The organism is Klebsiella sp. RHBSTW-00484 (assembly GCF_013705725.1).
In the GTDB taxonomy this organism is placed as follows: domain Bacteria; phylum Pseudomonadota; class Gammaproteobacteria; order Enterobacterales; family Enterobacteriaceae; genus Klebsiella.
The window spans coordinates 4457212-4476722 of sequence record NZ_CP055481.1; the positions used below are offsets into that span (position 1 = coordinate 4457212).

Consider the following 19511-nt stretch of genomic DNA (forward strand, 5'->3'; position numbering starts at 1 on the left):
ATGAAAACCAAACGCGTTACCATTAAAGATATCGCCGAACTGGCGGGCGTTTCCAAAGCGACCGCCAGCCTGGTGCTGAACGGGCGTGGCAAAGAGCTGCGCGTGGCGCAGGAAACACGCGAGCGCGTGCAGGCGATTGCCCGCGAGCAGCACTATCAGCCGAGCATTCATGCCCGCTCGCTGCGCGATAACCGCAGTCACACCATCGGGCTGGTGGTGCCGGAAATCACCAACTATGGTTTTGCGGTCTTTTCCCATGAGCTTGAGATGCTGTGCCGCGAGGCGGGCGTCCAGTTGCTTATTTCTTGTACCGACGAAAACCCCGGTCAGGAGAGCATGGTGGTGAACAATATGATTGCCCGTCAGGTCGACGGGCTGATTGTTGCCTCCTGCATGCATAACGATGCCGATTATCTGAAACTCAGCGAACAGCTGCCGGTGGTGCTGTTTGACCGCTGTCCTAATGAAAGCGGCCTGCCGCTGGTGATGACCGATTCAATTACCCCGACGGCTGAGCTGATTTCTCGTATCGCACCTTCGCATAGCGATGAGTTCTGGTTTTTAGGCGGTCAGCCTCGCCTGTCGCCATCACGCGACCGTCTGGCGGGATTCACTCAGGGCCTGACCCAGGCGGGTATCGAACTGCGCCCGGAATGGGTGATCAACGGCAACTATCATCCCAGCTCCGGCTATGAGATGTTCGCCGCCCTCTGCGCCCGTCTCGGTCGGCCGCCAAAGGCGCTGTTTACCGCCGCCTGCGGGCTGCTGGAAGGGGTACTGCGCTACATGAGCCAGCACCATTTGCTGGATTCAGACATCCATCTGGCGAGCTTCGACGATCACTATCTCTACGATTCGCTGTCGCTGCGTATTGATACCGTACAGCAGGACAACCGCCAGCTGGCCTGGCACTGCTACGACCTGATAAGCCAGCTGATTGACGGCAACACGCCTGAGCCACTACAGCGCTACCTGCCCGCAACGCTGCAGTTTCGTCATCGTTGATATTCATACAGAGAAAATAAGACAGTGTTGAGAACAACAACAATGCCATCGATGGAGGATCCCTGATTCTGAATTTTGGATGTGACGTTACGGAAATCAAGGTTGTGAGAATAGAATAATATGGTGCAGATAGCTTATATCAGGGTATGGCGGTAGCGTATTAGTCATAATTTATTAATTTCACAAATGAATGAGCAAAACAGAGAATATAGTAAAGCATAATGTTACTTCATAAAATTAAAAGGAGGGAAAATGGCCACCGCTAACTTATATGTATTTTGCACCCCTCAAGAATTATCAGGATGGATACAAATAATCCCTGGCCATATGATTCAGCATAACGAAAATCACTTCTTGCTAATGACCGAAATTCACACATCAGATTCCCTTGATAAATCAATTTGTTTATCAAAAGCAGTTAATTGGTTACAAAGGAAAAGAAAACCATCAGCATTTACTGGGGTAACGGGAAGAAACACAATTACAGGGGGTTAACTCACAGGGGTTGCCAATCCAACTGGAGAGTGAAGTAGTCACCAGCCTGACGGCCAATGACCATCCAGCCATACCACTTGAACTGACAGCAGCAATATCCAATGCGAAAGGGACGCTTCTCCTACGACAAACCTCAAGATAGCCCGTCGCGAGACATGGAAGAATGAGGTTAAAGTGAATGATATCTTGAGGTAACGCTAATGGAACGAGTAGAGATTTTTTCTTTAGCTGCTATTGATAATGCAAGAGAAATTCCTGAGCTATGCCACTCAGAGCTTTTCATGCATGGAAAGGAGACTGGAACCATTATATGGGGAGCAGTGCTTGAAGCTGCCGTTTGGGTCGATAATAATCGATATCTTCTGTTCTTAACCGATGGTCTTTTATACGAAGATACTCTAAATATTTATTTATTCGATATCAAAAAGGGTATCCAGGAGACAATAAAAATGGGAGCAACATATGCTGATGGTTATTTTGAGAATTTAGAAATAAACACTGACTCAGTTAGCTTTGATTTTTTAGGGAACTATAGATGGACAGTAAATATTTTTAACAAGCCAGTTATCAGAATTCCTTTTACCGAGTCATGGGTAATATCCAGAGATTTTAGGTTCACAACTTATCTTAAGGTGACAAAAACAAACATATACAAGTGATTTTATTTACCCATGAGAATATCATTACACTTTACAATTAACATTTACAACATTAATTTCAGCACTCTGATTATTCAACGATTGGAGGTTAAGGGGATTTTTAGATTTTATTAGTACATATAAAACAACAAATGAAGATGAGCTTCCTGATACCATAGAGTATTTTATGACAACGGATACTAAAAAATAAATCACATACCAACCTGAGCTGTTTACTATGTTTATATACACTCCAGTTTTTTCATAATCAACCACCTCTCAAGATAAAACTGATGGAGTTCGATCTTTTTTTCTCTTATCACAAAAGCAGTTAAGACAGAAACATCCACAAGTTACTTTACCTTGTGCCGAATGGTGTTATGTTTTATTACCAGGTAGAATAGGAACAGATAATTGGATGTTGGTGCTATCGAAAGGATACCATTGTCTTTACCGTCAACCGGAAGTTCCTTTTGCAATAATTCTTCATCCAAAAGATAACTTCTTCCCGGTAGTTACTGATATCTTATCAATTCAGAGTGAATTCCTTTATTTTATTGCGTTTGCAATGCCTTCACCACAGGAAGACGAACAATTGTTAACATGGATTGATATATTAATGAATAACAAACCTGTAAATACATCACCTCCCTATACTTTACTAACATTTGAATCAGGCGAATTAGTATTGTGAGTACACATAAAATAACGATTGAGACTAAAAAATTATCATATGCAATCCTACACCACCGAAGATACATTTCCATAAAATACAGGAGATGTAAAAATTAATAAAAAAGAAACAGTACACCAACAAAAAAAGAGCCAACCATTTAATTAAATACTGAATAGTTGGATTTAAAAGACATTTTAAATAAAATCGGAATAGATACAAGCGAAGAGCAGATTATTTACTTTACCGCGTTGAAAAACGCGGCGTCGGACACGCTGAAACAGTTACTGACGAAATCTTATAATCGTTTCTGGGTACCTTCAAAAATGAACGGATTGAGAACATCCTTCCCCAGAATAACTTGCGTTCAACCTCACTCAACTCAACCTCATCGCAAATTGCTTTCCAGCTCATATGAACCGTTTCGAGATAATGAGAAATAAGCTCAATGGCTTCGCGCTCGCTCAGCAAAAATTTAGCAGCAGTATGGTGAAAAAGGACAGGGGCAACATTCAACCCAACGCAGGCAGCCAGACCCAGACATACACTTGCTTAACGCTATTCTCAGAAGTCATCATTTATCACCTTCCTTGAGTGATGAACTGCACGTGGCATTAATGACAGGGTTTTCTCTGCATTGGCAATATGTACCGCCATAGCTGAACGATCCTGTGTAAACAGCGATACGCCCACAATAGTCGCCAGTTCAAACACAGCACAAATCGCACATCCCATATCCCCTTCTTCGGCACGATAGACCAGTCCGCGCGACACGCCGGCACGTTCCGCCAGTTCCTCAATAGTGAGTTTGGATTCAATGCGTGCGGTGCGGATCATCATTCCCAGCAACCGTGCTGCATCGCGACTGTAACGAGAGTAGGTTCGGGTTGACGACTTTGCCATAATGCTTCTCTTGTCTTATTAATAGAGCGTAATTAGCTGGTATTACCTGTTTATGGAACACTACAAATGAATCAACTCAGTAGGTTTAAGACGACCACGTTCCATAAAAGAATCAAAAATAGGTATTACGCCCCGTTAATAGAACACATTCACGCATCCAGCCCGCTGATTCGCACCAGGTGCACGGTGAGCCATAGCAGCTCGTTACCGGCGAGGGTGATATCGAGCTGGGCTTTGACGTAATCGCGGATCAGCAGCGCGCAGCGGTAGGCTTCCGGATACTCCTTAATCACCTGCACCAGCAGAAAACTGTCCCGTGCGCCGTCCAGCTCCCCCTCTTGCAGACGCTGGAGGAAGAACTGCATATGGACCAGAAAGCGCGAATAGTTAATCGATTCGGTGTCTATCTGCTGCTTAAAGTGGTACTGCACAAGATTAAAAATATCCTTCAGCATTTTCACCGACTGCATGGTCTGCGCCACGTCGTCGCCCTCGCTCTGGCCGTTGACCAGATGAAACGCGATATTCCCGGCTTCCTCTTCCGGCAGCTCAATCCCGTACTGCTGGCGAATAATCGTCACCGCTTCGCTGGCAACGCGGAACTGCTGCGGATAAAAACGCCTGACTTCCGGCAGCAGGCGGTTTTGAATGGCGATCCCTTTGCGACTGCGTTCAATAGCAAACGTCAGGTGGTCAGCGAGGGTAAAGAAAATTTGCTCGCGAACCTTACTGGCAAGCTGCATATTGGCGCGGGAAATAATCATCGCCGCCATTTCGATGACCTCATTCGGAATGGCGGAGAGCGCTTCAAGATAACCGCTGCGCGCGCCGAGCGTCTGGGTCACAAACAGCTTCTCTATCATCTGCGGGGCAATCTCATCCCCCGGTCGGCTGTTGAAGCCAATGCCTTTCCCCATGACGATAACCTCCCTGTTATCGTCATCCATGGAGAGCACCAGACTATTATTGAGCACCTTCTGAACAATCATCACTGAGACTCGTCGTGGTTACCGTTTTGCGTAATGACATCCTTATACCACCAGAAGCTGCGTTTGCGGATCCTTTGCAGACTCTTCAGGTCGTCCTCGCCACGATCGACGTAGATAAAACCGTAGCGCTTGGCGTAGCCCTGATGCGTGCTGACCACGTCAATCGCCGCCCACGGGCAGTAGCCCATCAGCTCGACGCCATCAGCAATCGCCAGGCGCATTTGTCCAATATGCGCCTGTAAGAACGCGATACGATAATCATCATTCACCGTCCCGTCATGCTCCAGCTTATCCGGCGCACCCATGCCGTTTTCGCTGATCAGAATCGGCAGGCCGTAGCGCTCGCACACTTTACGCAGCGTCAGGCGTAGCCCCACCGGGTCGACCACCCAGCCGTAAGGCGTTTTACCCACCCACGGATTTTCCGCTGGCCGATAAACCCCCTCTTCGCCCAGCATAATTTGCTGGTCGCCCGCGCGCGGGGCAACGTCGGCACCGTCGCCACGACTGGCGGCAATCGTCGCGGTGGAGTAGTAGTTAATGGCGATAAAATCCGGCCGCCCCTGCTGCAAAATCAACGCATCTTCTGGCTGCATTTCCGGCGCGAGGCCCCGGTCCTTTAAATATGCCCACGCTAAGGCGTTGTAGCGGCCATGTACCGCCACATCCAAAAAGCTCCAGCAGCGCAGCGTTTCCCAGTTATGCGCGGCGATGGCATCTTCTGGTTTGCAGCTTTCGGCGTACATCGAAGTGGTATTTATCGCCGGACCGATGCGCACCCCGGGAAACTCGCGGTGGCAAAGGGCGAAGATCTGCGCCTGGGCCAGCATCATATGGTGATTCTGCTGGTACAGCGCTTTCTTGTCCGGCAGCTCACGATCCGCAGGCACGCCAATCGCGCCGGGGTGCAGGATCATGGTGTTCTGCTCGTTAATCGTCAGCCACAGCGGGACTTTATCGGCAAACTCGCTGAACAGCAGCCGGGCATAGCGCACGAACGCCTCCCCGGTTTTGCGGTTTAGCCAGCCGCCTTTTAGCTCCAGCGCCCAGGGCAGGTCGAAGTGGTACAGAGTGACAATCGGCGTAATGCCATGGCGCGTCAGGGCGTCAATCAGGCGGCGATAAAAGGCCAGCCCGGCGGGGTTCACCGCACCGTCGCCGTCCGGGATGACCCGCGACCAGGCCACCGAAAAGCGATAGGCCTTCAGCCCCATTTGCGCCATCAGCGCGACGTCCTCTTCTACGCGATGATAGTGGTCGCTAGCGATACAAAAGTCCGCCGTTCCCGGCGGGTGGCTGAGCATATCGACCACCGACGGTCCTTTACCGTCTTCATTCCACGCGCCCTCGACCTGATAGGCCGAGGTGGACGCGCCCCACAAAAAACCGTCCGGGAACTGCGCTTTGTTTTGATAAATCATACCTGCGCCTCCTTAGCGGATTGCACCATCAGTTGCTCGCCGTAATCGACCTGCGCGGCGGCGGTCAGGCGCAGTGAGTGCCGATCGTCACCGTTGACCACAATCACCGGAGTAATCAGGTCATACCCTGCCTGTTCGATAGCGGGAATATCAAAGCGGATCAGTTCCTGCCCGGCTTCCACCTTATCGCCCACTTTCAGCACGGAGCTAAAGTGCTGGCCGTTAAGATTAACTGTGTCGATACCAATATGGATAAGCAGCTCAAGCCCGCTTTCGCTTTGCAGACCTACCGCGTGACATGATGGCAGGAACATCATCACCGTGCCGCTAAACGGCGCGCGCAGCACCCCTTCCTGTGGACGAATCGCCAGCCCCTCACCCAGCAGACCGCCAGAAAAGACATCATCATTCACTTCACTCAGTGCCACCACCTGGCCACGCAGCGGGCTTAACACTTCAACTTCACCCTCAATTTTCGGGCTAACGGCAGGCTGTGGAGCCTCGCTCACCTCTTCTTGATCCTCAGGCGTATCTTTAAAAGCGATAAACCAGGTCAGGGTAAAAGTCACTACGATAGAAATCGCGCAGGTCACCAGCGCATGGACGATGTTCATCGGGTTTTCGCCGATAAACGCCGGCAGCGCCGCGAGGCCTGGAGAGACAAACGCGTAGCGCACCAGCCCGCTCACCCCGGCATAAACCCCGGCGCAGCCGCCGCCGATCATCGCGGCAATCAGCACGCGGCGGAACTTGAGCAGCACCCCGTACAGCGCCGGTTCGGTGATCCCCAGCAGCGCGGTAAAGCCCGATGAAGAGGCCAGCTGGCGCAGGTTGCTATTTTTGGTTTTCAGCGCCACGCACAGCGTTGCCGCGCCCATCGCCACGTTTGACGCCAGCATCCCCGGTCCGTTAATCATCTCATAACCGCTTTTGCTCAGCTGTCCGGTAGCGATTGGCGTCATCGCCCAGGCGGTGCCGGTAATAATCAGGAAGGGTTGCAGGGTGCCCATCAGCATCGGGATCAACCAGCTGGCGTGGCGGTCGATTGCGCCCGCGCCTGCGGCGACCAGATCGTTGAGCAAAATACCCGCCGGGCCGACAACCACCAGCGCCAGCGGCGCGGTGATCAACAGAATCAGCATCGGCTTAACGAAGAATTTGATAATCGAGGGCGAGACCTTCTCAGCGAAGCGCTCAACCCACGACATCAGCCACACCGTCAGAATAATCGGCAGCACCGATCCGGCGTAATCGGAAAGCAGAACGTTGATGCCGGCAAAATCGACCGCTTTACCGGCAGCCATCATCTGGCCGATGCCCGGGTGCAGCAGCACGCCCGCAAGGGTCATCGCCAGAATCGGGTTACATTCGAACTTCAGCGACGCCCCGTAGGCCAGCAGCACCGGCAGGAAGAAGAACGCGGCATCGGCAATAATGTTGAGCAGCTGATACGTCGAACTGGTTTCGCTAATCACGCCCGTTAGCTTAAGAATGGCCAGCAGCGCCTTGATCATCCCCGCGCCGGTAATCGCCGGGATCACCGGGGTGAAGGTGGTCGAAATAACGCTGATAATGCGTGCGAAAATGCCGGTCGGTTTGGCGTTTTTGTCGCCGCTTGCCGGACTTTTCTTCTCCGGTAGCGCCTTATTGAGAAGGCGATAAACCTGCTGCACCTCATTGCCGATCACAATCTGGAACTGGCCGCCCTTCTCCACCACGCTTATCACGCCGGGGATAGTGCCAATTTGCGCATCGTTAACCTTCGCGCGGTCGTTGAACTCCATGCGCAAGCGGGTCGCGCAGTGAGTGAGCATTCGGATATTCTCCGCACCGCCCACCGAGTGGAGGATTTTGTCTGCTGTTTCGTTATAGTTCATAATGTTCCCTGGTGTTGAGGCAAAAAAAAGACCAAAACGGAGACGCTCCCCTTAACGGGAGAGCATTCCTATTTTGGTCTTGCCTGCTTTCGCAGTAGCACGCCATCATAAAAATGGGTTATTTCGGCGGATTATCTAAGCGGCTTTGCTGTATTTCAATCACCAGCGGCTAAAAATGTGATCTTGATTGAGTAAATTCTTAAGTAAATATCAACCGAGAGCCTGCTGACGCAGCCAGCTCTGCAATAGCTTAGCGTTAGGCGTCATATCGCTATCCTGACGTACGCAGAGGTAGTAATCCCGGCCATCATCTATCGCCGAATCGAAGATTTTCACCAGCTCGCCGCTCTTCAGATAGGGAGCGATCAGCGGCTCGCGCATCAGAGCGCAGCCCAGTCCGGCCTGTACGCCCGCCAGAGTCAGCAGGCCATCCTCAAATAATGGCCCCGTCGAGCGCGGTGGACGCTTTACCCCCTGCTGCACAAACCACTGGTTCCAGGTCGTGCGCTCCTCGTCGTGCAGCAGCGGCATCTGCAATAGCTGCTCCGGGGTATCAATATGCCCATGCAGGCGCAAAAAGGCCTGGCTGCATACCGGCACCATTCTGCCGGAAATCAGCTTTTCGCTCTGATAACCCACCCAGTGGCCGTTGCCAAAGCGGATCGACATATCGGAGGCGTCGCTAAGGTAGTTACGGTGGTTGGCGTAAACCACGTTGATTTCAGTGTTCGGATTGGCATGCACGAACGACGGCAGGCGGGGAATAAACCAGCCCATACCAAACAGCGGGATCAGGCTGATCGTCACCTGCTGGGTTTGCACCTGATCGACCAGATGCTCAGTGGCCTGGCGCAGCACGTTAAACGCCGCGCGGATCGAGCGGTAATACTCCCGCCCCTGCTGGCTGAGAGTCAGCCGCCGCCCCTGGCGTTCGGTGAGCGGGATCTGCAAATAACCTTCCAGTACCTTCAACTGATGGCTTACCGCCGAGGGTGAAATCGCCAGCTCCTGCGCCGCCAGGGTCACGCTGCCCAGCCGCGCAATCGCCTCAAAGGCGCGCACTGCCCGCAGCGGCGGATCGTTGGCTAAAGTGCTCTCCGACCAGCTAACCGGCCCTGCTGATTGTTCTGTTTTTTTCATATGTTGATTTTCTTAGCGCATTTCCCGATCCGACACATTCTTTAATTATATTTAAAATCATAAAGATAGTTAACCACACTTTTATAATAAGAAAGAATATATGCGTATTTTACAATTTAATTCATTTGTTGGATGGTAGCTGTTATTTGAGCATCTTGTCGGAAGAATCAGTTGGACACACTCATACAACAAATTATCAACGGGGTCATGCTCGGCAGCATTTACGCCCTGATTGCGCTGGGCTACACCATGGTGTACGGCATTCTGCGCATTATTAACTTTGCCCACGGCGATATTCTGATGGTCGGCGCGCTGACCACGCTCTCCGGGATGAACGCGCTTAATACCCACTTTCCCGGCCTGCCGCCGCTGGCGCAGCTGGGGCTGGCGCTGCTGCTGGCCATGGCGGTGTGCGCCCTGCTGGCGATGGCGGTCGAGCGTTTTGCCTACCGTCGCCTGCGCAACGCGCCGCGCCTGGCGCCGTTGATCTCCGGGATCGGCGTTTCAGTTCTGCTGCAAACCGTGGCGATGATCGTCTGGTCGCGCAATCCGCTGATGTTTCCGCAGATCCTGCCGATGGACCCGATCGCCGTGACCCACGGCAGCGAAGCGCATCCTCCGGCTCTCGTGACCGTCACCGGCATGGTCACCGTCGCGCTGGCCCTGGCGGTCATGCTCGGCCTGTGGCTACTGGTGGAGTACACCCGCTTAGGACGCGGCATGCGTGCGGTGGCGGAAAACCCACGTATCGCCACGCTGATGGGCGTAAACCCTAACGCCATTATCGCCCTCACTTTCGCCATTGGCGGCGTATTCGCCGCGCTGGCCGGCGTGATGATGGCCAGCAACTACGGCAATGCCAGCTTCTCAATGGGATTTCTGCCCGGCATTAAAGCCTTTACCGCCGCGGTGCTCGGCGGCATCGGTAATATTCGCGGCGCGATGATCGGCGGCCTGCTGCTGGGGCTTATCGAATCCCTCGGCGCGGGCTATCTCGGCGACCTGACCAACGGCGTTTTCGGCAGCAACTATCAGGATATCTTCGCCTTTATGGTGCTGATTCTGGTGCTGGTTTTCCGCCCTGCCGGTTTACTCGGCGAACGCGTCGCTCATCGGGCCTAGGAGATAACAATGACAACAGCACAACTCGACATTCCTGTCGTCTCCCGCCGCTTCTGGTCCGGGATGACCCTGTTCGTCTGCGCGCTGCTGGTAGCGCCGATGGTCGCCAGCCAGCTTGGCGGCAACTACTGGGTACGGGTTATCGACTTCGCCCTGCTCTATATCATGCTGGCGCTGGGGCTGAATATCGTGGTCGGCTACACCGGCCTGCTGGATATGGGGTTTATCGCCTTCTATGCCGTCGGCGCGTATCTGGCGGCGCTGCTGGCCTCGCCGCACCTGCTGGACGTGTTCCCGATTTTAAATAACTGGTTCCCGGACGGCATGCATACCTCGTGGCTGGTGATTATTCCGATCGCCGCGCTGGTGGCGGCGGGCTGCGGTATCGTGCTGGGCGCGCCGACGCTGAAGCTGCGCGGCGACTACCTGGCGATTGTCACTCTTGGCTTCGGCGAAATTATCCGCATCCTGATGCGCAATCTCGACCGTCCGGTCAACATCACCAACGGCGCAAAAGGCATCTCCGGTGTCGACACCCTGAGCCTGTTCGGCCTCAAGTTTAGCGGCGTCTATCATTGGTTCGGTTTTAAAGTCCCGGCACTGTGGTTGTGGTACTACCTGCTGATGCTGGTCATCGTGGCGATTATTTTTGTCTGCCTGCGACTACAGCATTCGCGCATTGGCCGCGCCTGGCACGCCATCCGCGAGGATGAAGACGTCGCCCGGGCGATGGGGATCAATCTACGTAACTACAAGCTGCTGGCTTTCGCTATCGGTGCTTCTTTTGGCGGCGTAGCGGGCGCGCTGTTCGGCGCATTTCAGGGCTTCGTTTCGCCGGAATCCTTCACGCTTCAGGAGTCGATTGCGGTGCTGGCGATGGTGGTGCTCGGCGGGATGGGACATATCCCCGGGGTGATCCTCGGCGCGGTGCTACTGACCGCGCTGCCGGAACTGCTGCGTAGCCAGGCCGCGCCGTTACAACAGGCGCTGTTTGGCGAAGTGCTGATTGACCCGGAAATATTGCGCCAGCTGTTTTACGGCCTGGCGCTGGTTGGGGTGATGCTACTGCGTCCTCAGGGCATCTGGCCCGCACGTCATAAAGGAGCAAAAGCATGAGCCTGCTAAGCGTGCGCCATATGACGAAACGCTTCGGCGGCCTGACGGCAGTCGACAACGTGTCGCTCACCATCAACGAGGGTGAAATCTACGGCCTGATCGGCCCAAACGGCGCGGGAAAAACCACCTGTTTTAACCTGATTACCGGGCTTTACCCAGCGGACAGCGGCGAATTCGCTATCGGCGGGGAAGCCTATTTCCCGAAGAATATTGAGAAAGTGACCGCCGCAGGCATCGCCCGCACCTTCCAGAACGTGCGGTTGTTTAACGAAATGTCGGTGCTGGAAAACGTGATGGTGGGCCGCCACGTGCGCACCCGCAACGGTCTATGGGCCGCGCTCTCCCGCCATAAACGCGCTCGCGCCGAAGAGGCGCAGACCCGCGAGCTGGCGTGGCACTGGCTGGACTACACCGGCATCGCGCAGTTCGCCCACTATCGCGCCTGCGACCTCGCCTACGGCCACCAGCGGCGTCTGGAGATTGCCCGAGCGCTGGCTACCGACCCGCGCCTGCTGGCGCTGGATGAACCGGCTGCCGGGATGAACGCCGCCGAGAAAATGGCCCTTGGCGAACTGCTGCTGCGCATTCGCGATGACGGCAAAACGCTGCTGATGATTGAGCACGACGTCAAACTGGTGATGGGGATCTGCGATCGCCTGATGGTGCTGGATTACGGCAAAACGTTAACCAGCGGCACGCCGGATACCGTACGCCGCGATCCGGCGGTGATCGCCGCCTGGCTGGGAGGCAACGTCCATGTCTGATTTATTAACCGTTAGCCAGTTGAGTGTTCATTACGGCGGCATCCAGGCGGTGCGCGACGTCTCTTTCAGCGTGAAAGAGGGTGAGCAGACCACGCTTATTGGCGCCAACGGGGCGGGCAAAAGCTCAACCGTCCGCGCCATTACCGGGCTGGAACCCTTTAGCGGCGACATTCTGTTTAACGACAAGCCGATACGCAAACGCCGGGCCGAATCCCTACTGCGTGCAGGGCTGGTGATGGTGCCGGAAGGTCGCGGCATCTTCGCGCGCATGACGGTGCTGGAAAACCTGCAAATGGGCGCGTGGCTACGTCGCGATGCGGTGGCGGTCAAACAGGAGATGCGTGCCATTTTCGAAAACTTTCCGCGCCTCGCCGAACGTCAGCATCAGCTTGCGGGGCTGCTCTCCGGCGGCGAACAGCAGCTGCTGGCGCTTAACCGCGCCCTGCTCAGCCAGCCGCGTCTGCTGATCCTCGACGAACCCTCGATGGGCCTGGCGCCGCTAATGGTCGAAAACATTTTTCGCGTCATCGCCACCCTGCGCCAGCGCGGCGTCGCGCTGCTGCTGATTGAGCAGAACGCACGCCTGGCTCTTGAGGCCACAGACAGCGCCTGGGTGATGGACAGCGGCAGCATCGTCGAGCGTGGTCCGTCGCAGACGCTGCTGGCCGATGACCGTATTGCACAGATTTATTTGGGCGAAATGCCCGTTTAACACACCAACCAGCATCAGGGAAAAACAATGAAAACAGTAAAAATCAGTGCGCTCAGCGCCGCTATTCTGCTCAGTGGTTTTGCCTCATCCGCCGCGTGGTCTGCGGCCAGCGAAACCGTCATTATCGGCCTGGCAGGCCCGCTGACCGGCCCTTCCGCGCGTATCGGCAAGGACCTGGAAAACGGCGCGCAGCTGGCGATTGACGATATCAACAAGCAGCACCCGACCATCGGCGGCAAGGCGGTAACCTTCAAACTGCAATCGGAAGACGATCAGTCCGACCCGCGCACCGCCGTTGCCGTCGCCCAGCGTCTGGTCGATAGCGGCGTCGCGGGCGTGGTCGGTCACTGGAATACCGGCACCAGCATTCCTGCCGCGCGGGTTTACCACGATGCGGGTATCGCCCAGGTTGCGCCGGTCGCCACCGGGCACGCCTATACCAAACAGGGCTTCGACACCAGCTTTCGCGTGATGGGCCACGATGATGACGGCGGCCAGTTTGCCGGTCAGTACGCGGTGCAAACCCTGAAGGCCAAACGCATTGCGGTTATCGATGACCGTACCGCCTTCGGCCAGGGGCTGGCAGATGAGTTTATTAAGTCGCTGGAAGCGCAGGGAATCAAAATCGTTGACCGCCAGTACGTCGATGACAAAACCGTCGATTTCAGCGCGGTACTGACCGCGATCCGCAGCAAAAACGCCGACCTGATTTTCTTCGGCGGCGTCGATAGTCAGGCCGCTCCGCTGGCGCGCCGCATTAAACAGCTGGGCATGAACTCCACCCTGATGGGCGCGGGCGGCTTCGTTAGCCAGACATTCCTCCAGTTGGCGCAGAAAGAGGGCGACGGTGTGGTGGCGCTGGAGCCGGGACTGCCGGTCGAACAGATGCCGGGCGGTAAGGCCTTTGAGCAGGCTTACCAGTCGCGCTATCACACCCATATCGAGCTGCATGCGCCGTTCGCCTATGACGCCACCCGCGTGCTGGTTGCGGCGATGGAAAAAGCCGACTCCGTCGACCCGGCCGACTATCTGCCCGCACTGCGCGCCATTAGCTATTCCGGGGTCACCGGACAAATCGCCTTTGATAAAGAGGGAAACCTCAAATCGCCAACCTTTACCGTCTACAAAGTTGTCGACGGAAAATGGCAGCCGCAAACCGTACTCGGCGGCGCAACAACGAAGTAACGCAGTGAGGCAATGTAATGAGTGATAATAATGAGCTGGGCATTCTCGCCCGCCGCAAAATTGAAGCAGAAATAATCAAGCCGATTTACGACATCCTGGTGCGCGAGATAGGTAAAGCTCGCGCCCAGGCCGTTATCGGCGAAGCGATTGAAAACGCCGCCATTGAGGCGGGAAAAGCGTTTGCCAGCCAGGAGCCGAACGGCGCGGATATCCAGAGCTTTGTCGCCCTGCAGTATCTGTGGGAGAAAGATAACGCCCTGGAGGTCAAGGTGCTGGACGCCGACGACCAGCAGTATAACTACAACGTCAACCGCTGCCGCTACGCCGAGATGTACCACGAAATGGGGCTGGGCGAAATTGGCCACCTGCTCTCCTGCGCCCGCGACGACAAGTTTATCGTCGGCTACGCCCCGGACGTGGAGCTGACCCGCACCACCACCATTATGCAGGGTGGAAAGTGCTGCGACTTCCGCTATCGCGTGAAAAAGGACCAGCCATGATAACCGTCAACGGCGAACGTCTGTGGTCGACGCTCAACGCGATGGCCCTTATCGGCGCAACGCCGGCGGGCGGCGTAACCCGGCTGACGCTGAGCGACGAGGACCGCCAGGCGCGCGACCTGCTGTGCCAGTGGGCGCAGGAAGCCGGTTTTCCCTGCGAAGTCGATAGCATGGGCAATATGTTTATCCGCCGCACCGGTAAAAATTCGCAGCTTGCTCCGGTACTGACCGGTTCGCACGTCGACTCTCAGCCGCTCGGCGGCCGCTATGACGGGATTTACGGCGTGCTGGCCGGACTGGAGGCGCTGCGCACGCTAAACGATCTCGGCGTTGAGACCGAACGCGATATCGTGCTGGTGAACTGGACCAACGAAGAAGGGGCGCGCTTTGCCCCGGCAATGCTGGCATCCGGCGTCTGGGCTGGACAGTTTAGCGAAGCCTATGCGCTCGCCCGTGAAGATCGCGACGGCATCAGCGTCGGCGAGGCGCTGGAGGCTATCGGCTATCGCGGCGAAAGCCCGACGGACGCCTTCCCGCTGCACGCCTGCTACGAAGTGCATATCGAACAGGGGCCGATTCTGGAAGAAGAAGGCGTTGATATCGGCCTCGTCCACGCGGCAATGGGTCAGCGCTGGTTCAACGTCACGCTGGAGGGCTTTTCCGCCCACGCCGGAACCACGCCGATGGGCAGCCGCCGCGATGCGCTGACCGCTTTCGCCGAGCTGGCGCTGGCGGTTGAACAAATCGGCATCGCGCACAACCCCGACGGCCGGGCGACGATTGGCATGGCGCAGGTGATACCGGGATCGCGTAACGTGGTGCCGGGCCGCGTGATGTGCAGCGTCGAGTTTCGCCATCCGCAAACCGCAGCGCTGGAAGCCATGGAGCAATATCTTCATGGCGCTGCTGACGCGCTGGCGGCACGCGGCGTGACGGCAAACGTCGAGCGTATTTTCGATTACGCGCCGATTGCCTTTGACGCCGGGTGCCTGGCGCGCAGCCAGCGAGCGGCAGAAGCATTGGGCTACAGCGCCAGGACCATGGTTTCCGGTGCTGGTCACGATACCTGCTATATCAGCAAGGTCGCGCCCGCCAGCATGATTTTCATCCCCTGCGAGAAAGGGATTAGCCATAACGAGGCGGAGAATATTCTGCCCGCGTGGGCGGAGAAAGGGGCCAACGTACTGCTCAACAGTTTGCGCCTTGCTGCCGATGAGCAGGAGCCGGGTAGCGCGTAAACGGGCAACCAGCCCGCAGCCATTCACGCCGCGGGCTATCTTTGAGTTAATGTTTCTTGCGGTTACGCCGCATATCGATGGTCACCGCCGCGACGATAATGATGCCTTTGATAATATCCTGCACGTAGGCGTCGACGCCGACAAAGGTAAATCCGCTTTTAATCAGGCCGAGGATCATCGCGCCGATTAAGGTCCCGGTAATACGCCCCACCCCGCCCATCAGGCTGCTGCCGCCAATGACCGCTGCGGCAATCGCATCCAGCTCATAGGACATTCCCATGCTCGACTGCCCGCTGCTGACGCGTGCCGCCAGCACCACGCCCGCGAGGCCGGAGAGCGCCCCGGCGATGGTATAAACGATCACCAGGTACTTATTCACGTTAATACCGGAGACCTTCGCCGAGGTCATATTGCCGCCGATGGCATAGACGTATTTGCCGTAGCGAGTATGTTTCAGGGCGATATGAAAAATTGCGGCGATGACGAAGAAAATAATCACCGGCATCGCCCCCTGGCCGATAGCGGTAAAGCTGTCGGATAAGAAGCTAATCGGGTTGCCCTGGGTGTAATACTGCGCGAGGCCGCGAGCCGACACCATCATCCCCAGCGTGGCGATAAACGGCGGAATACCGGTGCGGGTGACGAGAAACCCGTTGGTTAATCCGCACAGCAGGCCGACGCCAATCCCGGCACCAATCGGAATGACCGCAGGCATGTTGACCAGCGACGGGAACATCGGCGTCAGGCTGTCGGAAGTTTGCGCGAGGCTTGCCGCCACCACGGCGGCAAGGGCAATGACCGAGCCTGAAGAGAGGTCAATCCCGGTGGTAATAATGACCTGCGTCACCCCCACCGCGATAATGCCGATAATCGCCACTTGCAGAACAATTAATATCAGGCGGTTGGTATTCATTAAAAAGGACTGGTCGCGCACGTACCAACCGGCAATTTCAAAAGTCAGGGCAATCACCAGCATGACGATAAATATTCCGGTATCTTTCGGCAGTCGGTGGCGTAATTGCCCAAAGAAAGAGGGTTTCTCATTGACCGGGGTCGCCGTTATTTTCATATTGCTCATTCTCTGTGCCTCAATGGGATGCCAACGACAAAATGGTTTCCTGGTCGGCGTCCTCTTTATCGAGGATGCCGGTAATACGCCCTTCATGCATCACCATCACCCGGTCGCTCATACCGAGAATTTCAGGTAATTCAGACGAGACCATAATCACCGCTACGCCGCGGTTCGCCAGTTCGCTAATCAGATGATAAATTTCCGCTTTCGCCCCGACGTCGATTCCGCGCGTTGGCTCATCGAGAATAAGTATTTTCGGCTGGGCTAAAAGCCAGCGGGCAATCAGCACTTTTTGCTGATTACCACCGCTGAGGTTATTAATAATCTGATCCATCGTTGGAGTTTTAATATTCAGGCGGCGGATTTGCTCCATGCAGTCTTCGGCCATTTTGAGATGCTGAACAAAGCCGGTTTTACCGATATATTCTGGCATTTTAACGATGCTCATATTCTCCAGTACCGATAACACCAGAAACAGACCGGACTTTTTGCGGTCTTCGGTGAGCAGCGCCATGCCTTTTTCAATGGCCGTTGACGGCGAATCGATATTAACTGGCATACCGTCTATCAGTACTTCGCCGCTATCGGCTTGCTCCATGCCGAACAGGCTCTCCATCACTTCGCTGCGCCCGGCCCCCACCAGCCCGGCCACGCCGAGGATTTCGCCGCGCCGCACGCTAAAGTTAATATCGTGAAAGACCCCTTTACGCGTCAAATTGCGCACCGTCAGAACATCTTCGCCAATGGTGTTATTAAACTTGGGAAAGAGCTGGGTTAGCTCCCGGCCAACCATCTGGGTAATCAGCGACTGGCGGGTAAACTCGGTGGTATTTTGACTGCCAACCCAGGTGCCATCGCGAAATACGCTGATTTCATCGGTAATCGCGAATATCTCGTCCATCTTATGGCTGATGTAAATAATGGCTTTTCCCTGCTGGCGCAAATCGCGAATGATGGTAAACAGGTGCGCCACTTCGCTCTCGGTTAATGCCGAGGTCGGCTCATCCATAATCACAATATCCGCGTTCCAGGAAACCGCTTTAGCAATTTCCACCATCTGCTGGGCGGCGATACTTAACTCCCCCACCAGCCGGTCAGCGGATAAACGGATATTCAGTTTATTCAGCAGTTCCTGAGTCTGGCGGGTAAGCTGGCGATGATCGACAAAGCCATATTTCATCGGCTCACGTCCCAGCCAGATATTTTCCGCCACCGTCATATGCGGCACCAGATTAAGCTCCTGGTGGATCATAGAGATCCCGGAGCGCAGCGCGTCCATCGTATCCTGAAACTGGACCGGCTCTCCTTTGACGCGGATCGCGCCTTTATCGGGGCGATAGATCCCGATAAGGCATTTCATTAACGTCGATTTCCCGGCGCCGTTTTCGCCCATTAGCGCGTGCACCGTCCCCGGGCGCACGCGTAATGAGACATTGTCGAGCGCCTTCACGCCAGGGAAGAATTTGCTGATACCTTCGGCTTCAAGTGCAAAAGCGTTCATACGTCCACCTCCAAACCACTGAGCAATTATTTCTGGTTGCGGTTCACAAACTCAGCCATGTTGTCTTTGGTGATCAGTTGGTAAGGAACGTCGATGACCTTTTCCACTTTCTCGCCGTTGGCGAGCTTAACGGCAGCATCAACCGCCCCTTCGCCCTGCCCTTGGGCATCCTGGAAAATGGTGGCGATCATCTTGCCGTTTTTGAGCATTTGCAGCGCATCGGGCGTGCCGTCCACCCCAGCGATAAGAATGTGGTTCGGGTTTTTACCCAGCGCCTGCAGCGCACCGATGGCCATTTCATCGTTGTTGGAAGCGATGGCCTGAATATCATCGCCGCTGGTCATCCAGTTGCTGACCACATCAACGGCGTCGTTACGCATAAATTTGGCGGTCTGTTTTTGCACAATTTTGATATCCGGGTACTTCGCCACCACCTCTTCGACGCCTTTGGTACGGTCGCGAGTCGATTCATTCGCCAGGTCGCCGAGCAGAATGGCGACGTTGCCTTTTCCGTTCATCGCCTTGGCTAACGCTTCCATCTGTAAGCGCCCCGCCAGCACCGAGTCGGAGCCGACGTAGGCCATTTTGTCGGTCAGCTGCGCCTGCGGGCGGCGGTTCACAAAGACCAGCGGGATCCCCGCTTTGGTGGCCTGGTCCATAATCGGCTTCACCGCGTTGGTGTCGACCGGGTTGACGATAATCACATCGACGCCCTGGCCAATAAAGTTCTGCACCTGCTGTAGCTGCTGCGAGACGTCACCTTTGGCATCCTCTACCTGCGACTTAACGCCGTCTTTTTGCATCTCTTTTTGCATGGCGGTGCGCAGAATCGTCAGGAAGTTGTCATCGAATAGCGCCATGGAAACACCGACCGAAATATCTTTCGCCATCACGACCGCTGGCAGCATGCAGGCTATCAAAGAGGCAACAACCGTTTTCTTGATATTCATAGTTGATCCTTTATTTACAGGTACATCGGTTAGGTAAGATAAAATGAAAAATTAGTTTCATTAATTGTGCATTAAGCGCCTGCTTTTTCAGCTTTTCGAAAAAACGGACCGCGCTGACGCATTTTTCACTGTTGATCGGAATCACAAAATTCAGTTGTTTTAGCATGTATTTTTGAAACATCAGTCCATTTATTACGGAAGAAACACTTC

Annotated in this window: 18 protein-coding genes; 10 read left to right on the top strand and 8 right to left on the bottom strand. The window is 54.9% G+C overall.

Features of this window, described 5'->3' with window-relative positions; translation table 11 throughout:
* The 3 genes from HV213_RS21045 to HV213_RS21055 all read left to right on the top strand — a co-directional run bounded on the left by HV213_RS21045 (position 1) and on the right by HV213_RS21055 (position 2159).
* Positions 1–1005 carry a LacI family DNA-binding transcriptional regulator gene (locus tag HV213_RS21045; protein WP_181483178.1) on the top strand — a complete coding sequence of 335 codons (1005 nt, stop codon included), beginning with the start codon at positions 1–3 and terminating at the stop codon, positions 1003–1005.
* 252 nt (positions 1006–1257) lie between these two features.
* Positions 1258–1500: a hypothetical protein gene (locus HV213_RS21050; RefSeq protein ID WP_181483179.1), complete on the top strand. Its 243-nt coding sequence runs from the start codon at positions 1258–1260 to the stop codon at positions 1498–1500.
* Positions 1501–1700: 200 nt separating this feature from the next.
* Positions 1701–2159: a hypothetical protein gene (locus tag HV213_RS21055; RefSeq protein ID WP_181483180.1), complete on the top strand. Its 459-nt coding sequence runs from the start codon at positions 1701–1703 to the stop codon at positions 2157–2159.
* A 1216-nt stretch (positions 2160–3375) separates the two neighbouring features.
* Here HV213_RS21055 and HV213_RS21060 read toward each other — a convergent pair.
* The 5 genes from HV213_RS21060 to HV213_RS21080 all read right to left on the bottom strand — a co-directional run bounded on the left by HV213_RS21060 (position 3376) and on the right by HV213_RS21080 (position 9141).
* A complete protein-coding gene (locus HV213_RS21060; protein WP_181483181.1) occupies positions 3376–3714 on the bottom strand; it encodes a helix-turn-helix domain-containing protein in 339 nt (112 codons plus the stop codon).
* A 149-nt stretch (positions 3715–3863) separates the two neighbouring features.
* Positions 3864–4703: a BglG family transcription antiterminator LicT gene (gene licT, locus HV213_RS21065; RefSeq protein ID WP_181483182.1), complete on the bottom strand. Its 840-nt coding sequence runs from the start codon at positions 4701–4703 to the stop codon at positions 3864–3866.
* Positions 4703–6124 (bottom strand): glycoside hydrolase family 1 protein, encoded by a 1422-nt coding sequence (locus HV213_RS21070; protein WP_181483183.1) that lies wholly within the window; start codon positions 6122–6124, stop codon positions 4703–4705. The genes licT and HV213_RS21070 overlap by 1 nt, the downstream gene beginning before the upstream one ends.
* Positions 6121–8001: a beta-glucoside-specific PTS transporter subunit IIABC gene (locus HV213_RS21075; protein WP_181483184.1), complete on the bottom strand. Its 1881-nt coding sequence runs from the start codon at positions 7999–8001 to the stop codon at positions 6121–6123. The genes HV213_RS21070 and HV213_RS21075 overlap by 4 nt, the downstream gene beginning before the upstream one ends.
* Positions 8002–8211: 210 nt before the next feature.
* Positions 8212–9141, bottom strand: a complete 930-nt coding sequence (locus tag HV213_RS21080) for a LysR substrate-binding domain-containing protein (RefSeq protein ID WP_181483185.1) — start codon at positions 9139–9141, stop codon at positions 8212–8214.
* Between the two features lie 207 nt (positions 9142–9348).
* Here HV213_RS21080 and HV213_RS21085 point away from each other — a divergent pair, with 207 nt between their 5' ends.
* The 7 genes from HV213_RS21085 to HV213_RS21115 are packed head-to-tail and all read left to right on the top strand — an operon-like array spanning position 9349 to position 15778.
* Positions 9349–10263, top strand: a complete 915-nt coding sequence (locus HV213_RS21085; protein ID WP_228288635.1) for a branched-chain amino acid ABC transporter permease — start codon at positions 9349–9351, stop codon at positions 10261–10263.
* Between the two features lie 9 nt (positions 10264–10272).
* Entirely contained in the window at positions 10273–11379 is a 1107-nt protein-coding gene (locus tag HV213_RS21090; protein WP_181483187.1) for a branched-chain amino acid ABC transporter permease, read from the top strand.
* Entirely contained in the window at positions 11376–12143 is a 768-nt protein-coding gene (locus HV213_RS21095; RefSeq protein ID WP_139538536.1) for an ABC transporter ATP-binding protein, read from the top strand. Before HV213_RS21090 ends, HV213_RS21095 begins: the two co-directional genes overlap by 4 nt.
* Positions 12136–12855: an ABC transporter ATP-binding protein gene (locus HV213_RS21100; RefSeq protein ID WP_181483188.1), complete on the top strand. Its 720-nt coding sequence runs from the start codon at positions 12136–12138 to the stop codon at positions 12853–12855. Before HV213_RS21095 ends, HV213_RS21100 begins: the two co-directional genes overlap by 8 nt.
* A gap of 27 nt (positions 12856–12882) precedes the next feature.
* On the top strand, positions 12883–14040 hold the full coding sequence (locus HV213_RS21105) for a branched-chain amino acid ABC transporter substrate-binding protein (protein WP_110273177.1): 1158 nt from the start codon (positions 12883–12885) through the stop codon (positions 14038–14040).
* Positions 14041–14057: 17 nt separating this feature from the next.
* On the top strand, positions 14058–14540 hold the full coding sequence (locus HV213_RS21110; protein ID WP_139538534.1) for an L-2-amino-thiazoline-4-carboxylic acid hydrolase: 483 nt from the start codon (positions 14058–14060) through the stop codon (positions 14538–14540).
* On the top strand, positions 14537–15778 hold the full coding sequence (locus HV213_RS21115) for a Zn-dependent hydrolase (RefSeq protein WP_181483189.1): 1242 nt from the start codon (positions 14537–14539) through the stop codon (positions 15776–15778). Before HV213_RS21110 ends, HV213_RS21115 begins: the two co-directional genes overlap by 4 nt.
* Before the next feature lie 46 nt (positions 15779–15824).
* Here the strand turns inward: HV213_RS21115 and HV213_RS21120 are convergent, their stop codons facing one another.
* The 3 genes from HV213_RS21120 to HV213_RS21130 are packed head-to-tail and all read right to left on the bottom strand — an operon-like array spanning position 15825 to position 19301.
* Entirely contained in the window at positions 15825–16847 is a 1023-nt protein-coding gene (locus tag HV213_RS21120; protein ID WP_181486473.1) for an ABC transporter permease, read from the bottom strand.
* 19 nt (positions 16848–16866) lie between these two features.
* Positions 16867–18351, bottom strand: a complete 1485-nt coding sequence (locus HV213_RS21125) for a sugar ABC transporter ATP-binding protein (protein WP_181483190.1) — start codon at positions 18349–18351, stop codon at positions 16867–16869.
* A 26-nt stretch (positions 18352–18377) separates the two neighbouring features.
* A complete protein-coding gene (locus HV213_RS21130; protein ID WP_181483191.1) occupies positions 18378–19301 on the bottom strand; it encodes a sugar ABC transporter substrate-binding protein in 924 nt (307 codons plus the stop codon).
* Positions 19302–19511 lie beyond the last annotated feature (210 nt).

Excerpts from the sequence above, each read along its gene's own strand:
- HV213_RS21075 (WP_181483184.1), bottom strand. The coding sequence starts at position 8,001 with ATGAACTATAACGAAACAGCAGACAAAATCCTCCACTCGGTGGGCGGT.
- HV213_RS21085 (WP_228288635.1), top strand. The coding sequence starts at position 9,349 with ATGCTCGGCAGCATTTACGCCCTGATTGCGCTGGGCTACACCATGGTG.
- HV213_RS21115 (WP_181483189.1), top strand. The coding sequence starts at position 14,537 with ATGATAACCGTCAACGGCGAACGTCTGTGGTCGACGCTCAACGCGATG.
- licT (WP_181483182.1), bottom strand. The coding sequence starts at position 4,703 with ATGATTGTTCAGAAGGTGCTCAATAATAGTCTGGTGCTCTCCATGGAT.
- HV213_RS21090 (WP_181483187.1), top strand. The coding sequence starts at position 10,273 with ATGACAACAGCACAACTCGACATTCCTGTCGTCTCCCGCCGCTTCTGG.
- HV213_RS21105 (WP_110273177.1), top strand. The coding sequence starts at position 12,883 with ATGAAAACAGTAAAAATCAGTGCGCTCAGCGCCGCTATTCTGCTCAGT.
- HV213_RS21095 (WP_139538536.1), top strand. The coding sequence starts at position 11,376 with ATGAGCCTGCTAAGCGTGCGCCATATGACGAAACGCTTCGGCGGCCTG.
- HV213_RS21050 (WP_181483179.1), top strand. The coding sequence starts at position 1,258 with ATGGCCACCGCTAACTTATATGTATTTTGCACCCCTCAAGAATTATCA.
- HV213_RS21130 (WP_181483191.1), bottom strand. The coding sequence starts at position 19,301 with ATGAATATCAAGAAAACGGTTGTTGCCTCTTTGATAGCCTGCATGCTG.
- HV213_RS21060 (WP_181483181.1), bottom strand. The coding sequence starts at position 3,714 with ATGGCAAAGTCGTCAACCCGAACCTACTCTCGTTACAGTCGCGATGCA.
- HV213_RS21125 (WP_181483190.1), bottom strand. The coding sequence starts at position 18,351 with ATGAACGCTTTTGCACTTGAAGCCGAAGGTATCAGCAAATTCTTCCCT.
- HV213_RS21070 (WP_181483183.1), bottom strand. The coding sequence starts at position 6,124 with ATGATTTATCAAAACAAAGCGCAGTTCCCGGACGGTTTTTTGTGGGGC.
- HV213_RS21045 (WP_181483178.1), top strand. The coding sequence starts at position 1 with ATGAAAACCAAACGCGTTACCATTAAAGATATCGCCGAACTGGCGGGC.
- HV213_RS21100 (WP_181483188.1), top strand. The coding sequence starts at position 12,136 with ATGTCTGATTTATTAACCGTTAGCCAGTTGAGTGTTCATTACGGCGGC.
- HV213_RS21055 (WP_181483180.1), top strand. The coding sequence starts at position 1,701 with ATGGAACGAGTAGAGATTTTTTCTTTAGCTGCTATTGATAATGCAAGA.
- HV213_RS21080 (WP_181483185.1), bottom strand. The coding sequence starts at position 9,141 with ATGAAAAAAACAGAACAATCAGCAGGGCCGGTTAGCTGGTCGGAGAGC.
- HV213_RS21120 (WP_181486473.1), bottom strand. The coding sequence starts at position 16,847 with ATGAAAATAACGGCGACCCCGGTCAATGAGAAACCCTCTTTCTTTGGG.
- HV213_RS21110 (WP_139538534.1), top strand. The coding sequence starts at position 14,058 with ATGAGTGATAATAATGAGCTGGGCATTCTCGCCCGCCGCAAAATTGAA.